Here is a 14,503-nt window from a genome sequence, read left to right as displayed (position 1 = left end):
GCCGCTCCTACAGGGAATCGCGTTCCTCCTGTAGGAGCGGCCTTGTGTCGCGATGGGCTGCAAAGCAGCCCCGGCGATCTGAAGGTCAGCGCCGAACCAGCAAAACCCCACTCTCCATATGGTGGGTATACGGGAACTGGTCAAACAACGCACACCGTTCGATGCGGTGAGTGTCCTGCAGCTGGGCAATGTTCGCCGCCAGCGTCTCCGGGTTGCACGAGATGTACAGGATCCGCTCGAAACGCCGGGTCAGCTCGCAGGTGTCCGGATCCATCCCCGCCCGCGGCGGGTCGACGAACACCGTACCGAACTCGTAGCTCTTAAGGTCGATGCCTTCCAGCCGGCGGAACGGCCGCACCTCATTCAGCGCCTGGGTCAGCTCTTCTGCCGACAGGCGCACCAGCCGCACGTTATCTACAGCGTTCTCGTCGAGGTTGCTCAGCGCGGCATTGACCGAGGTCTTGCTGATTTCCGTGGCCAGCACCTGGCGCACGCGGGTGGCCAGCGGCAGGGTGAAGTTGCCGTTGCCGCAGTAAAGCTCCAGAAGGTCGTCCTTGCGTTCGCCCATGGCCTCGAAGGCCCAGCTCAGCATCTTCTGGTTCACCGCGCCGTTGGGCTGGGTGAACGCGCCTTCCGGCTGGCGGTAGCTGAACACACGGCCAGCGACTTCGAGTTTTTCCACCGCGTAGTCTCGGCCGATGACCAGGCGTTTGCCCTTGGAGCGGCCGATAATGCTGACGCCCAGCTCTTCGGCCAGCTGCCGTGCGGCCGTTTCCCAGGCCTCGTCCAGCGGGCGGTGGTAGCACAGGGTGACCATGGCATCGCCAGCCAGGGTGGTGAGGAACTCCACCTGGAACAGGCGGTTGCCCAGCTCCTCGCTGGCCTGCCAGGCCGCCTTCAGGCGCGGCATCAGTGCATTGATGCGCTGGCTGGCGATAGGGAAGTCCTCGATCAGGATCGCCTTGTGCTTCTCGCCCGGGGCGAACATGGCGTAGTGGCGCTGGCCATCCTCGCGCCACAGGCGGAATTCGGCGCGCAGGCGGTAATGCTCGCGCGGCGAGTCGAAAACAGCCGGCTCCGGCGCGCCGAACGGCGCCAGCAGCTCGCGCAGCCGGGCCACCTTGGCGTCCAGCTGGGTGGTGTAGGAGGAGGGGTCGAAAGCAGCACTCATGCGTTGAACCAGCCCAGCTTGATGACGAACAGGATGGAAAGGATCACCAGGGCCGGGTTCAGGTCGCGGTGGCGGCCGGAGATCAGCTTGACGGCGGTCCAGGAAATGAAGCCGAAGGCGATGCCGTTGGCGATCGAGTAGGTCAGCGGCATGGCCAGGGCGGTCACCACCACCGGTGCGGCTTCGGTGACATCGTCCCAGTTTATTTCTGCCAGGCCCGAGGCCATCAGCACCGCGACGAACAGCAGCGCCGGGGCGGTGGCGAAGGCCGGCACGCTACCGGCCAGCGGGGCGAAGAACAGCGCCAGCAGGAACAGCACGGCGACCACGATGGCGGTCAGGCCGGTGCGGCCACCGGCGCTCACGCCCGCAGCGGATTCGATGTAGCTGGTAGTGGTCGAGGTGCCCAGCAGGGAACCGGCCATGGCGGCGGTACTGTCGGCGATCAGGGCACGGCCCATTTTCGGCATGTGGCCGTCCTTGCCCATCAGCCCGGCGCGCTTGGCCACACCGATCAGGGTGCCGGAGTTGTCGAACAGGTCGACGAACAGGAAGGCGAAGATCACGCTGACCAGGCCCACGTCCAGCGCGCCGGCGATGTCCAGTTGCAGGAAGGTCGGGGCCAGCGAAGGCGGCATGGAGACCACGCCGCCGAAGGGCGTCACGCCCATCAGGATCGAGGCGATGGTTACGGCGAGAATGCCAATCAGCACGGCACCGCGCACTTTCAGCGACTCGAGGCCGACGATCAGGAAGAAGCCTAGGGTGGCGAGGATCGGTGCCGGCTGCTTGAGGTCGCCCAGGCCCACCAGGGTGGCTGAGTTATCGACGACGATGCCTGCGTTATGCAGGGCGATCAGTGCCAGGAACAGGCCGATACCCGCGGCAATGGCCGAACGCAGCGGCAGCGGGATGCTGTTCACGATCCATTCGCGGATGCGGAAGATCGACAGCAGGAAGAACATCACCGCCGACAGGAACACCGCACCCAATGCCACCTGCCAGGTGTGGCCCATGTGCAGGACCACGGTGTAGGTGAAGAACGCGTTCAGGCCCATACCTGGCGCCAGGGCGATCGGGTAGTTGGCGATCAGGCCCATGGTCACCGAGCCGATGGCCGCGGCCAGGCAGGTGGCGACGAAGATCGCGCCCTTGTCCATGCCGGTCTCGCCGAGGATGCTCGGGTTGACGAACAGGATGTAGGCCATGGCCAGGAAGGTGGTGACGCCCGCGAGAATCTCGGTGCGCACATTGGTGTTGTGTGCTTTTAGTTGAAACAGCCTTTCCAGCATGCCCGCTCCCCAAGGCGCCCCCGGCGCCATGAATATATCGACCCCATCAGCAAAGCACAGACCGTACCGGTTGCCGTGGTTTTGTGTGGGGCGGAAAAAAGCCGCGCATCATACCAGCATGCTCGGCGGGGGCCTATGGCCGTTGGGGAATGGGTTCTCTATAGCCTGTACCGGCCCTATCGCCGGCAAGCCAGCTCCCACAAGTACTGCACAGGGTTCGGAAACTGTGGTGTACCTGTGGGAGCTGGCTTGCCGGCGATAGGGCCAGAACAGGCCTACGATCAACCGTTATGCAATCGATCTCGCTTGGCCAGTGTCGGGAACAGCTTTATCCACACCCCAGTCACCACCAAAGTGCCCACCCCACCCAGCACCACCGCCGGCACTGTGCCAAACCAGTGCGCGGTCACCCCCGATTCGAACTCGCCGAGCTGGTTCGAAGCACCAATGAACAAACCGTTCACCGCACTCACCCGCCCGCGCATTTCATCCGGCGTCTCCAACTGCACGAAAGCGCCGCGGATGACCATGCTGATCATGTCCGCCGCGCCCAGCACCACCAGCACTGCCAGCGAGAACCAGAACGAGGTCGACAGGCCGAAGGCAATGGTCGCCACGCCGAACACGCCCACTGCCGTGAACATGGTCCGCCCCACATTGCGCTCGAACGGGAAGCGCGCCAGCCACAGCGACATCAGCAACGCCCCCACCGCTGGCGCAGAGCGCAGCAGGCCGAGGCCCAGCGGGCCGGTCAGCAGGATATCCTTGGCGAACACCGGCAGCAGTGCGGTGGCCCCGCCCAGCAGTACGGCGAACAGGTCCAGCGAGATGGCGCCGAGGATGTCCGGCCGGCTGCGAATGAAGCGGATGCCGGCCAGCAGCGATTCGATGCTGGCGCGCCCGCGCTGTGCCACCTGGCCGCGTGCCTGCAGGCTCAGGGTCAGCACGCAGGCGATGGCGTAAAGGGCCACGGTGGGGCCGTATACCCAGATGCTGCCGAAGGCATACAGGAAGCCGCCCACCGCCGGAGCCACGATGGTTGCCGACTGGGTGGCCGAGGCCGAAGCTGCCACCGCGCGAGGGAACAGCCCGGCCGGTACCACGTTGGGCAGCAGCGCCTGGGTCGCCGGCATTTCGAACGAACGCGTGGCACCGAGCAGGAAGGCGAGGGCGAAGATCAGCTCGCGGGTGACGTTGTCGGTGGCACTGCCAAGCGCCAATGCCAGGGCTATCAGTCCCTGCAGGCTTTGGCACAGCGCAGCGACCTTGCGCCGGTCATAGCGGTCGGCGACATGCCCGGTATGCAGCATGAACAGCACCCGTGGGGCGAATTCGACCAGGCCGACCAAGCCCAGGTCCAGCACATTGCCGGTCAGCTGGTAGAGGTGCCAGCCGATTGCCACGGTGAGCATCTGGAAGCCGCTGGCGGTGAACACGCGGGCCAGCCAGAAGGCCAGGAAAGGGCGGTGGTGACGCAACAACTGCGGTTCGGAATCGGACATCGGAAACCAGGGGCCTCGGCGCAGTAGAGGGGGGCGCAGCGTATCATCTGTTTGTAACAAACGGTTACTGTTTGCTGGGGTCGGCACTTTTTCATGCGGCGTGGAAGGGGGTGGGGCAACCGGTCACGCGGCAATCAACCACACGGCCCGGCGGGCCATTCAGGACTATGCTTCCTAGCAATCGTTGATCTGGGTCAATCGTTCCAGATGTAACGATCGGGCCCTTGGGCCGAAATCCCTGCGATCGAACAGAACAATTCCAACGCGCCGCACTCGACTACCGTGGGGGCAGTGGGCGACGGGGCCAGCGGCCCGGACGCCGGATTATCTGAAGAGGAAGCACCATGTTCGGAATAGAGGCCTTAGAGCTCGCCCGAATGCAGTTTGCCTTTACCGTGTCGTTCCATATCCTGTTCCCGGCCATCACCATTGGCCTGGCGAGCTACCTGGCAGTCCTCGAAGGCCTCTGGCTGCGGACCAACAACCAGGTCTACCGTGACCTCTATCACTTCTGGTCGAAAATCTTCGCCGTCAACTTCGGCATGGGGGTGGTCTCCGGCCTGGTCATGGCCTACCAGTTCGGTACCAACTGGAGTCGCTTCTCAGACTTCGCCGGCGCTATCACCGGCCCGCTGCTCACCTACGAGGTATTGACCGCGTTCTTCCTCGAGGCTGGCTTCCTGGGGGTCATGCTGTTTGGCTGGAACCGTGTCGGCCGTGGCCTGCACTTCTTCTCCACGGTGATGGTGGCGCTCGGCACCTTGGTCTCGACCTTCTGGATCCTCGCCTCCAACAGTTGGATGCAGACCCCGCAAGGTCACGAGATCATCGACGGCCGGGTTGTGCCGGTGGACTGGCTGGCAGTGGTATTCAACCCCTCGTTCCCCTACCGCCTGATGCACATGGCCACTGCCGCGTTCGTTTCCACCGCGTTCTTCGTCGGTGCCTCGGCGGCCTGGCACCTGCTGCGCGGGCGTGACAACCCGGCCGTGCGCAAGATGCTGTCGATGGCCATGTGGATGGCGCTGATCGTCGCCCCGATCCAGGCGGTGATCGGTGACTTCCATGGCCTGAATACCCTCAAGCACCAGCCGGTGAAAATTGCCGCGATCGAAGGCCACTGGGAGAACGTGCCCGGCGAGCCGACCCCGCTGATCTTGTTCGGCATCCCCGACATGCAGGCCGAAACCACCCGCTTCAAGCTCGAGATCCCGGCACTCGGCAGCCTGATCCTGACCCACAGCCTGGACAAGCAGGTGCCGGCGATGAAGGAGTTTCCGCCCGAAGACCGGCCCAATTCGACCATCGTCTTCTGGTCGTTCCGGATCATGGTCGGGCTAGGTTTCCTGATGATCTTCGTCGGCCTGTGGAGCCTCTGGCTGCGCAAGCGCGGCACGCTCTACACCTCACGGCCGTTCCTGTACCTGGCCCTGTGGATGGGCCCTTCCGGGTTGATCGCGCTGCTGGCCGGCTGGTTCACCACCGAAATCGGCCGCCAGCCTTGGGTGGTGTATGGCCTGATGCGCACCGCAGACGGTGTGTCCAACCATAGCTACGCCCAGCTCGGCTTCACCCTGGTGGCCTTCGTGGTCGTGTACTTCGCCCTGTTCGGCACCGGCCTTGGCTACATGATGCGCCTGGTACGCAAAGGGCCGCGGACCGGTGAGGGTGACGAGCACAACCCTGGTGGCCCTGGCACCAAACGCACGCCGGCGCGACCGCTGTCCGCCGCCGATGATGGCCGAGAGGCCAACTCCGCCAGCTTGAGCAAGGGGAACTGAGCCATGGGTATCGACCTTCCGCTGATCTGGGCCGTGATCATTATCTTCGGCGTCATGATGTACGTGGTGATGGATGGTTTCGACCTGGGGATCGGCATGCTCTTCCCGTTCGTCAAGGGCGAGCATGACCGTGATGTGATGATGAACACCGTCGCCCCCGTTTGGGATGGTAACGAGACCTGGCTGGTGCTGGGCGGTGCCGGGCTGTTCGGGGCGTTCCCGATGGCTTACTCGGTAGTGCTGGAGGCCCTGTACCTGCCGTTGATCCTGATGCTGATCGGTCTGATCTTCCGCGGCGTGGCCTTCGAGTTCCGCTTCAAGGCCAAGGCCGACAAGCGCCACATCTGGGACAAGGCGTTCATCTGGGGCTCGTTGATCGCCACCTTCTTCCAGGGCGTGGCGCTGGGTGCGTTCCTCGAAGGCTTCAAGGTGGTCGACCGGCATTTCGCCGGTGGCACCCTCGACTGGCTGACCCCGTTCAGCCTGTTCTGTGGCCTGGGGCTGATCGTTGCCTACACCCTGCTGGGCTGCACTTGGCTGATCATGAAGACCGAAGGGTCGCTGCAGCAGAAGATGCACGACATTGCCCGGCCGCTGGCGCTGGTGCTGCTGGTGGTGATCGGCATTGTCAGCCTGTGGACACCGATCGCCTACCCGCAGATCGCCGAGCGCTGGTTCAGCATGCCTAATCTGGTCTGGTTCATGCCGGTGCCGATCCTGGTGCTGGTAACCTTCTACGGGTTGCTCAAGGCGGTGGCGCGCAATGCGCACTACACGCCGTTCCTGCTGACGTTGGTGCTGATCTTCCTCGGCTACAGCGGCCTGGGCATCAGCCTGTGGCCGAACATCATCCCGCCGTCGATCTCGATCTGGGATGCCGCGGCGCCACCGCAGAGCCAGGGCTTCATGCTGGTGGGCACACTGTTCATCCTGCCGTTCATCCTCATGTATACCTTCTGGAGCTACTACGTGTTCCGCGGCAAGGTGACCCATGAAGACGGCTATCACTAGGAGGGCTGCATGATGACCGGCAAGCCTGGCTTGGAGGAGAAGAAACCCCTGTGGCAGCGGTTGGGCTGGCTGCTGCTGATCTGGGCGATGAGCGTGGCGGCCCTGGGCGTGGCGGCCTACGTGATGCGCCTGTTCATGGGGGCTGCGGGGCTGACCACCCATTGAGGTAAGCCTGCTTTGGCCCTATCGCCGGCAAGCCAGCTCCCACAGGTAAGTCACTGTCCTTGAATGCAGTGCAGTACCTGTGGGAGCTGGCTTGCCGGCGATAGGGCCGGTACACGCTTACTTGCGGGCTTTCAGGATAACGAACTTGGGCGTTGCCGCCACCTGTTCCACCCCCCGGAACAACCGCGCCAGCTTGCTGTGATAGCCCAAGTGCCGGTTACCCACGATATACAGCGCCCCACCCACCACCAACGCTTCACGCGCCTGCTGGAACATGCGCCAGGCGAGGAAATCGCCCACCACCTGCTGCTGGTGGAACGGCGGATTGCACAGCACCACGTCCAGCGACTGCTTCTCTACCCCCGCCAACCCATCGGCTGCCTCGAACACCGCCGGGCGCTCGCCCAGCGCGGCCTGCCAGTTCTCCCGCGCCGATTGCACCGCCATGTACGACTCGTCGACCAGGGTGTACTGGGCATCCGGGTTGGCCAGGGCGCTGGCGATCGCCAGCACGCCGTTGCCACAGCCCAGGTCCGCCACCCGCGCGCGGCCCAGTTCGCGGGGCAGGTGCGGCAGGAACGCCCGCGTGCCGATATCCAGCCCCTCACGGCAGAACACGTTGGCGTGGTTGAGCAGCTCCAGCGCCGGTGCATCGAGGCGGTAGCGGCTAGGGTAGGGCGAGCGGGCGACCGGCCGTTCGGCCACCGTCGCGGTCAGCAAGCGGGCCTTCTTCTGCGCCAGCGAGGCCTGCACCGGGCCGATGTACTTCTCCATCAGGTCACCGGCCGCCCGTGGCAGGTGCTTGATCATCGCCCCGGCAATCACCTGCGCACCGGGCGCCAGGTGGCCTTGCAGGCGGATCAGCTGTTCTTCGAGCAGGGCCAGGGTCTTGGGCACGCGCACCAGTACCCGGTCGAACGGGCCTTGCCAATGTTCGCTGGCCGGCACGAACGGCACGCTGTCGAACGGCAGGCCATTGCGTGCCAGGTTCTTTTCCAGTGCCAGGTGCGCCAGGTGCGAATCGCCACTGCTGACCACCTGCAGCTTGCCTGCCAGGCTGGCGGCCAGGGCGCCGAAGCTGTCATTGAGCACCAGCACCCGGCAGTCGGCCCCTGGGGTCTGTTCGTGCAGCTGCGCAAGCAGGTACTCGTCGGCGGCATCGAAAGCCTGCAGCGGGTCGTTGGCCTGTTCCGGTTGGCGGATCAGGTCGAGTTCGGCGTAGGGGGTGGTCAGCAGGGGCATGGCGTCTGGCTCGGGTACGAAACTGCCCGTTGCGGTTCGCCCCGGGCTTTGCCGGGCGATTCTACAGGGCTTTGCCCAAGGTCGCAGGTTTGAAGCTCAGAGCCAGCCACGCAGGGCGGCGATGGCGATGGCGCCGGCCTTGTTGGCGGCGTTGGTCTTGGTGATAACGCTACGAATATGGAAGTTCACCGTGCTTTGCGACAGTGAAAGGATGCAGGCAACGTCTGCGGCGGTCTTGCCGGCGGCGGACCATTTCAGCACTTCCAGCTCCCGCTCGCTCATTTTCGGTTGTGGCGGGCACAGTGCTTTGAGGTGATGTTCGCCAAGCACCGCATGCAGCGTATGGCACAGCCACTGCACATTGCCGGCCTTGCTGTAGAGTTCGACCGTATCGATGGCCCCGGCGGGCCTGGCCACACTGATCTGGCTTTCGTTGTGCCGCTGGTCGTGCAATGACTGTGTCCAACCATAGCGCAGACCGCTCCGGCAAGCCGCTTCACGAAACTGCGGAGCCTCGTGATACAGGTCATCAGTCCACAGCACCGGCATGGTCGAGCTGTGGCTCACATTGGCGGCCGCGTCCTGCTTGTAGAACTCATCGCGCTGGTAGCGCTCGATCCATTCGCGGGGGTAATTGCTGTACAGGAACAGGTGGGGTGTTTGCGTCGCGATCTGGATGCGAATGTTCAGTCCCAGGTACTCCATGCCCAGGTCCTGCGCCAGATGCACGGCGATGTCGAACAACTTCTGTGGGCAGCGTTCGTCGACGAACAAATGAAGATGCTCGGGTTTCCAGTTAAGCATCTGAAATACTCCTTGCCTCAGGAACCAGTCCGTTTAGGTACCCGCATGATTGTAGGAAAGGACCTACCCATTCGCTGAGAATTTTTTGTTATAGCAGTCAGGATTTGCTGCGAGTAAGGCAGGATCGTCGCAGACGAGGCCCTACAAAGCAGTGGTTTTTATCCGCGTCACTTTGCGCGACACTGTGCGCACGCCAAACCTGGAGCCCGATATGACCGCTAGCGCCGAAAAGTTCACCCGCCAGACCCTGCTCGATGTTCAGCCACTCACGCCGAACCTCTTCAGCCTGCGGGTTACGCGCGATGCGGGGTTCCGCTTCCGTTCCGGCCAGTTTGCCCGCCTGGGTGTGACCAAGGCCGATGGCAGTGTGGTGTGGCGCGCTTATTCCATGGTCAGCGCGCCCCATGACGAGCACCTCGATTTTTTCTCCATCGTGGTGCCAGGCGGGGAGTTCACCAGCGAACTGAGCCGGCTGGGGGCAGGCGATACCCTGCTGATCGACCGCCAGGCCTTCGGCTTCCTTACCCTCGACCGCTTCGTTGGTGGCCGTGACCTGTGGTTGCTGGCGACCGGTACTGGTATTGCGCCGTTCATGTCGATCCTGCAGGACTTCGAGGCCTGGGAGCGTTTCGACAACATCAAGCTTGTGTACTCGGTGCGCGAAGCGAAAGAGCTGGCCTATGTGGACGAGATTGCCGGGCTGGAGCAGCGCGATTACCTGGCTGAATTCGCCGGCAAGTTGCAGTTCATTCCGGTGGTGACCCGTGAACAGCACCCAGGGGCGTTGAACCAACGGATTACCACGCTGATCGAGAATGGCGAGCTGGAGAAGGCGGCGGGGCTGGAACTGTCGCCGGAACATTCGCGGGTGATGCTGTGTGGCAACCCGGAGATGATTGATGAGACGCGCAAGGTACTGAAGGCGCGCGACCTGCAATTGAGCCTGAGCAAGCGGCCGGGGCAGGTGGCTGTGGAAAACTACTGGTAAGGCCGTTGGGGCCGCTTTGCGGCCCATCGCGACACAAGGCCGCTCCTACAGGAACCGCGATTTCCTGGGAGATGCAAAAACCTTGTAGGAGCGGCCTTGTGTCGCGATAGGGCTGCAAGGCAGCCCCCGGCAATCTCAAGGCAAGCGGTTCTGGTTCTGCGCCTTGAGAAGGTCGCGAATCTCGGTCAGCAAGGTCTCTTCTGCAGTCGGCACAGGCGGTGCAGTCGGCGCCACGGCCTCTTCACGCTTGAGCTGGTTGATCGCCTTCACCCCCATGAAGATGGCAAAGGCCACGATCAGGAAGTCGATCACGGTCTGGATGAACTTGCCATACGCCAACATCACCGCCGGAACGTCACCTTCGGCAGCCTTCAGGGTAATTGCCAGGTCGCTGAAGTCCACGCCACCGATCAACAGGCCCAATGGCGGCATGACCACGTCACCGACGAAAGACGAGACGATCTTGCCGAAGGCCGCGCCGATGATGATACCAACCGCCATGTCGACGACATTGCCTTTGACCGCGAAGGCCTTGAATTCACTGATCATGCCCATGTTTGGTTCCTTGTAACAAAAGGTAAGGTTTACGCAGTGTAAGCCACTCAAACGCTTCATGCGTTGTGCTCAGGGCCACAGACTGCTGTTAGAACGAATAGTTTTGTCGCATCCCGAGGCGTTCGAGGCACGTCCAGCTCGGCTATCATGGCGGTTTTTTTCCAGGAGACCCCAGCCATGGCCAAGGCCAAGCGCTTGTATGGCTGCACCGAGTGCGGTGCGACCTTCCCCAAATGGGCCGGCCAGTGTGGCGAATGCGGGGCCTGGAACACCCTGGTCGAGACCATGATCGAAAGCGGCGGTGCCGCTGCGCCCAGTACCGGCCGTGCCGGCTGGACCGGGCAGCAGGCGCAGATCAAGACCCTGGCCGAAGTCAGCGTCGAGGAGATCCCGCGCTTCACCACCAGCAGCACCGAGCTGGACCGCGTGCTGGGCGGTGGCCTGGTGGATGGCTCGGTGGTGTTGATCGGTGGTGACCCCGGCATCGGCAAATCGACCATCCTGCTGCAGACCTTGTGCAACATTGCCGTGGGCATGCCGGCGCTGTATGTCACCGGCGAGGAGTCGCAGCAGCAGGTGGCCATGCGCTCCCGGCGCCTGGGCCTGCCCCAGGACCAGCTCAAGGTGATGACCGAAACCTGCATCGAGACCATCATCGCCACGGCCCGCGTCGAGAAACCGCGGGTCATGGTGATCGACTCGATCCAGACCATTTTCACCGAGCAGCTGCAATCGGCACCCGGCGGCGTGGCCCAGGTGCGCGAAAGCACGGCGTTGCTGGTGCGCTACGCCAAGCAGAGCGGCACGGCGATCTTCCTGGTCGGCCATGTGACCAAGGAAGGTTCGCTGGCCGGCCCGCGGGTACTCGAGCACATGGTGGACACCGTGCTGTATTTCGAGGGCGAGTCCGATGGCCGCCTGCGCCTGCTGCGGGCAGTCAAGAACCGCTTTGGCGCGGTCAACGAGCTGGGTGTGTTCGGCATGACCGACCGGGGCCTGAAAGAGGTGTCCAACCCCTCGGCGATCTTCCTCAACCGCACCCAGGAGGAAGTACCGGGCAGCGTGGTGATGGCGACCTGGGAGGGCACCCGGCCGATGTTGGTGGAGGTGCAGGCGCTGGTCGACGATAGCCACCTGGCCAACCCGCGCCGGGTGACCCTGGGCCTGGACCAGAATCGCCTGGCCATGTTGCTGGCAGTGCTGCACCGCCACGGCGGTATTCCCACCCATGACCAGGACGTGTTCCTCAACGTGGTGGGCGGGGTGAAGGTGCTGGAAACCGCCTCGGACCTGGCGTTGCTGGCGGCGGTGATGTCCAGCCTGCGCAACCGGCCCCTGGCCCATGGCCTGCTGGTGTTTGGCGAGATCGGCCTGTCTGGTGAGGTACGGCCGGTGCCCAGTGGTCAGGAGCGTTTGAAGGAGGCCGCCAAGCATGGTTTCAAGCGGGCCATCGTGCCCAAGGGCAATGCGCCGAAAGAGGCTCCGGCCGGGTTGCAGGTGATTGCCGTTACCCGGCTGGAGCAGGCTCTGGATGCGTTGTTCGAATAGTTTGTCGCCTGTACCGGCCTCTTCGCGGGCACGCCCGCTCCCACAGGATCACCTCAGTCTCCGAAACTTGTGCAGTCCCTGTGGGAGCGGGCGCGCCCGCGAAGAGGCCGGTACAGGTAAATGAAAAAGGGGCCGACGATGCGCATCGGCCCCCCACCTCACCGCTCAGTCAGCGGTCAATGCTCGGCAACCGCACTGCGCCTGACCGTTTCATTGCCATGCTCGTCCAGTTCCAGCATCGGCACCTCATTACCCTCGGCATCGAACAGCTTGCCATCCTTGAAGTAGTCGCCATCACGCAGCGCTGAAATGTCCGAGTACTGGATGGTGCGCTCGTACGCGGCGGCAAACACCGACTGCTGGTCCGAGTTGCCGGCGGTGAAGTGGTTGAAGATCAGGTTCAGCAGGATGGCCATGATCGCCGCCGAGCTGATGCCCGAGTGGAAGATGGTCTCGAACCAGTTCGGGAAGTGGTGGTAGAAGGTCGGTGCGGCAATCGGGATCATGCCGAAGCCCAGCGAGGCAGCGACGATGATCAGGTTGACGTTGTTCTTGTAGCTGACCTTGGACAAGGTGCGGATACCGCTGGCTGCCACGGTGCCGAACAGCACGATGCCCGCGCCACCCAGTACCGGAGTAGGGACTGCGGCAATCACCCGGCCCATGATCGGCAGCAGGCCGAGCACCACCAGGATCAAGCCACCGGTGGCCACCACGTAGCGGCTCTTGACCCCGGTCACGGCTACCAGGCCGACGTTCTGGGCGAACGCGCTCTGGGTGAACGAGCCGAAGATTGGCGCCAGGATGCTCGATGCCATGTCGGCGCGCAGGCCATTGCCCAGGCGTTTGGAGTCGACCTTGGTGTCGATGATCTCACCCACGGCGAGGATGTCGGCCGAGGTTTCCACCAAGGTCACCATGATCACGATGCACATCGACAGGATCGCGGCGATGTGGAATTCCGGCATGCCGAAATGGAACGGCGTGGGGAAGGCGAACATCGGGCCCTCTGTGACCTTGCTGAAGTCGGCCATGCCCAGCGCCCAGGCGATCAGGGTGCCGACCACCATGGCCAGCAGGATCGACAGGCGTGAAATCGCCGCGCTGCCCAGCTTGCTCAGCAGCAGCACGATGGCGAAGGTCAGGGCCGCCAGGCCGATATTGGCCACGCTGCCGAATTCCGGCGAGGCGCTGTTGCCACCCATCACCCAGCGAGCGGCCACGGGCATCAGGGTCAGGCCGATGGTGGTGATGACGATGCCGGTCACCAGCGGCGGGAAGAACTTGGTGATGCGCGAGAACACCGGGGTGATCAGAAAGCCGATCAGCGATGCTGCCATGACCGCACCGAGCACGCCCGGCAGGCCACCGCCGCCCTCGCTGCTGAGGATTGCACCCATGGTTGCCACACCGGCGAACGAAACGCCCTGCACCAGCGGCAACTGGCAGCCGAAGAACGGCAGACCGAGGGTTTGCAGCAGGGTGGCCAGGCCACCGGCAAACAACGAAGCGGCGATCAGCATGCCGATTTCGGCACCGTTCAGGCCCGCGGCCTGCCCCAGGATCAGGGGTACCGCGACGATCCCCCCGTACATGGTCAGCACATGCTGCAGACCATAGGCCAGGTTGGCACCAAGGCCGAGGTTTTCATCCTCGGGGCGCTTGGCGGGAGACGTGCTAGGGGACGTAGTCATGGAGCAGGCTCTCTGTTTATTGTTGTGGTGCTACTGTAGACACTTCCTACAAATGATTGCCACAGGAATTGTATACAATATTTTGATCGGAGCGCGCACAAGAGCGCCCGCAAGGTGTGCGAGAGCTCAATGCAGAAGGCGTACCAACTTGTCAGAGGCTGTGCTAGAGGGGTGTGTACAAAACGCTGCTACCCAGGCTTAAAGCTGTCTGGGTAGACAGGAAACAAAAGGTGGGGAAGCGATTAGCTAGCTAAGAGATTTCATTATTCGATCAGTTCGCGCAGCTCACGCATCATTTCGGTGCTGTCGGCCACGTTCAATTCCACAAGACGGTGCAGATGGCTCATCGAATCGAGGTCGATGTACAAGCAGATGAAACCCAGGCGGTCTGGTTCCTCATGGCGCAGTTCAACCTGCATTTGCACGTGTGCATCGGGGCCCAGGTGAATGATGGCATCGAAGTCCTGGGTCAGGTCGACATCCCAGTTGGCCGGTCGTTCGATCAGCAAACCCTTGAGTGAAAGGTCCAGCAGCTTCGCAGGCCAGCGTCGCAGGCCCTGGCGCAGCTCGGTGGGGGCGTCGAAATCGATGCGCTGGAAACGGCGGCGTTCGTCGTGGTCGCTCATGGGTTAGATCCTCGCATAGGTCTTCAGGTGACATCCTGACTATAGTTAGAGTGGTATGTACATCAGGTACCGCAATCTGGCCGCAGAGGCTCTAGACCAAAGCAAGTGTGGCAATGCGCGATGA

General features: G+C 63.1%; 13 protein-coding genes. 5 read left to right on the top strand and 8 right to left on the bottom strand.

What is annotated here, in order from left to right:
- Positions 1-85: 85 nt before the first annotated feature.
- From trmA to AC2T3R_RS22285, 3 genes are all read right to left on the bottom strand, one after another.
- Positions 86-1,171, bottom strand: coding sequence for a tRNA (uridine(54)-C5)-methyltransferase TrmA (gene trmA, locus AC2T3R_RS22295; protein WP_486744273.1), 1,086 nt, complete (start codon positions 1,169-1,171; stop codon positions 86-88).
- Positions 1,168-2,463, bottom strand: coding sequence for an NCS2 family permease (locus AC2T3R_RS22290; protein ID WP_486744272.1), 1,296 nt, complete (start codon positions 2,461-2,463; stop codon positions 1,168-1,170). Before AC2T3R_RS22290 ends, trmA begins: the two co-directional genes overlap by 4 nt.
- A gap of 281 nt (positions 2,464-2,744) precedes the next feature.
- On the bottom strand, positions 2,745-3,965 hold the full coding sequence (locus AC2T3R_RS22285) for an MFS transporter (protein ID WP_013974221.1): 1,221 nt from the start codon (positions 3,963-3,965) through the stop codon (positions 2,745-2,747).
- Between the two features lie 344 nt (positions 3,966-4,309).
- Between AC2T3R_RS22285 and AC2T3R_RS22280 the strand changes: the two genes are divergently transcribed.
- Genes AC2T3R_RS22280 through AC2T3R_RS22270 form a run of 3 tightly spaced genes read left to right on the top strand, consistent with a single transcriptional unit; the run spans position 4,310 to position 6,922 of the window.
- Positions 4,310-5,746 carry a cytochrome ubiquinol oxidase subunit I gene (locus tag AC2T3R_RS22280; RefSeq protein ID WP_023662143.1) on the top strand — a complete coding sequence of 479 codons (1,437 nt, stop codon included), beginning with the start codon at positions 4,310-4,312 and terminating at the stop codon, positions 5,744-5,746.
- A gap of 3 nt (positions 5,747-5,749) precedes the next feature.
- On the top strand, positions 5,750-6,757 hold the full coding sequence (gene cydB / locus AC2T3R_RS22275) for a cytochrome d ubiquinol oxidase subunit II (RefSeq protein ID WP_013974219.1): 1,008 nt from the start codon (positions 5,750-5,752) through the stop codon (positions 6,755-6,757).
- Positions 6,758-6,766: 9 nt separating this feature from the next.
- Positions 6,767-6,922 carry a DUF2474 domain-containing protein gene (locus tag AC2T3R_RS22270; RefSeq protein WP_013974218.1) on the top strand — a complete coding sequence of 52 codons (156 nt, stop codon included), beginning with the start codon at positions 6,767-6,769 and terminating at the stop codon, positions 6,920-6,922.
- 117 nt (positions 6,923-7,039) lie between these two features.
- On the opposite strand, the gene AC2T3R_RS22265 is transcribed toward AC2T3R_RS22270, so the two are convergent.
- Both AC2T3R_RS22265 and AC2T3R_RS22260 read right to left on the bottom strand, forming a co-directional pair.
- Positions 7,040-8,164: a methyltransferase gene (locus AC2T3R_RS22265; RefSeq protein ID WP_486744271.1), complete on the bottom strand. Its 1,125-nt coding sequence runs from the start codon at positions 8,162-8,164 to the stop codon at positions 7,040-7,042.
- Positions 8,165-8,260: 96 nt separating this feature from the next.
- Positions 8,261-8,968, bottom strand: a complete 708-nt coding sequence (locus tag AC2T3R_RS22260; protein WP_013974216.1) for an autoinducer binding domain-containing protein — start codon at positions 8,966-8,968, stop codon at positions 8,261-8,263.
- A 211-nt stretch (positions 8,969-9,179) separates the two neighbouring features.
- Here AC2T3R_RS22260 and AC2T3R_RS22255 point away from each other — a divergent pair, with 211 nt between their 5' ends.
- A complete protein-coding gene (locus AC2T3R_RS22255) occupies positions 9,180-9,956 on the top strand; it encodes a ferredoxin--NADP reductase (protein ID WP_046616355.1) in 777 nt (258 codons plus the stop codon).
- 135 nt (positions 9,957-10,091) lie between these two features.
- Here the strand turns inward: AC2T3R_RS22255 and mscL are convergent, their stop codons facing one another.
- Positions 10,092-10,511, bottom strand: a complete 420-nt coding sequence (gene mscL / locus AC2T3R_RS22250; protein WP_015271796.1) for a large-conductance mechanosensitive channel protein MscL — start codon at positions 10,509-10,511, stop codon at positions 10,092-10,094.
- A gap of 177 nt (positions 10,512-10,688) precedes the next feature.
- On the opposite strand from mscL, the gene radA reads away from it, so the two are divergent.
- Positions 10,689-12,059: a DNA repair protein RadA gene (gene radA / locus AC2T3R_RS22245; RefSeq protein WP_015271795.1), complete on the top strand. Its 1,371-nt coding sequence runs from the start codon at positions 10,689-10,691 to the stop codon at positions 12,057-12,059.
- Positions 12,060-12,235: 176 nt separating this feature from the next.
- On the opposite strand, the gene AC2T3R_RS22240 is transcribed toward radA, so the two are convergent.
- Positions 12,236-13,753 carry a nucleobase:cation symporter-2 family protein gene (locus AC2T3R_RS22240; protein WP_013974213.1) on the bottom strand — a complete coding sequence of 506 codons (1,518 nt, stop codon included), beginning with the start codon at positions 13,751-13,753 and terminating at the stop codon, positions 12,236-12,238.
- A 263-nt stretch (positions 13,754-14,016) separates the two neighbouring features.
- A complete protein-coding gene (locus AC2T3R_RS22235; protein ID WP_410953159.1) occupies positions 14,017-14,379 on the bottom strand; it encodes a PilZ domain-containing protein in 363 nt (120 codons plus the stop codon).
- Positions 14,380-14,503: the final 124 nt, after the last annotated feature.

It is taken from the genome of Pseudomonas sp. PVC-5-1 (genome assembly GCF_057444345.1).
Note: the sequence above shows the minus strand (reverse complement) of the source record. Positions and strands in the feature narration are given on the sequence as shown.

What these genes read in the sequence shown, in the direction of transcription:
- AC2T3R_RS22285 (WP_013974221.1), bottom strand. Translation starts at nt 3,965, where the DNA reads ATGTCCGATTCCGAACCGCAGTTGTTGCGTCACCACCGCCCTTTCCTG.
- trmA (WP_486744273.1), bottom strand. Translation starts at nt 1,171, where the DNA reads ATGAGTGCTGCTTTCGACCCCTCCTCCTACACCACCCAGCTGGACGCC.
- radA (WP_015271795.1), top strand. Translation starts at nt 10,689, where the DNA reads ATGGCCAAGGCCAAGCGCTTGTATGGCTGCACCGAGTGCGGTGCGACC.
- mscL (WP_015271796.1), bottom strand. Translation starts at nt 10,511, where the DNA reads ATGGGCATGATCAGTGAATTCAAGGCCTTCGCGGTCAAAGGCAATGTC.
- AC2T3R_RS22280 (WP_023662143.1), top strand. Translation starts at nt 4,310, where the DNA reads ATGTTCGGAATAGAGGCCTTAGAGCTCGCCCGAATGCAGTTTGCCTTT.
- AC2T3R_RS22290 (WP_486744272.1), bottom strand. Translation starts at nt 2,463, where the DNA reads ATGCTGGAAAGGCTGTTTCAACTAAAAGCACACAACACCAATGTGCGC.
- AC2T3R_RS22265 (WP_486744271.1), bottom strand. Translation starts at nt 8,164, where the DNA reads ATGCCCCTGCTGACCACCCCCTACGCCGAACTCGACCTGATCCGCCAA.
- AC2T3R_RS22235 (WP_410953159.1), bottom strand. Translation starts at nt 14,379, where the DNA reads ATGAGCGACCACGACGAACGCCGCCGTTTCCAGCGCATCGATTTCGAC.
- AC2T3R_RS22255 (WP_046616355.1), top strand. Translation starts at nt 9,180, where the DNA reads ATGACCGCTAGCGCCGAAAAGTTCACCCGCCAGACCCTGCTCGATGTT.
- AC2T3R_RS22260 (WP_013974216.1), bottom strand. Translation starts at nt 8,968, where the DNA reads ATGCTTAACTGGAAACCCGAGCATCTTCATTTGTTCGTCGACGAACGC.
- cydB (WP_013974219.1), top strand. Translation starts at nt 5,750, where the DNA reads ATGGGTATCGACCTTCCGCTGATCTGGGCCGTGATCATTATCTTCGGC.
- AC2T3R_RS22270 (WP_013974218.1), top strand. Translation starts at nt 6,767, where the DNA reads ATGATGACCGGCAAGCCTGGCTTGGAGGAGAAGAAACCCCTGTGGCAG.
- AC2T3R_RS22240 (WP_013974213.1), bottom strand. Translation starts at nt 13,753, where the DNA reads ATGACTACGTCCCCTAGCACGTCTCCCGCCAAGCGCCCCGAGGATGAA.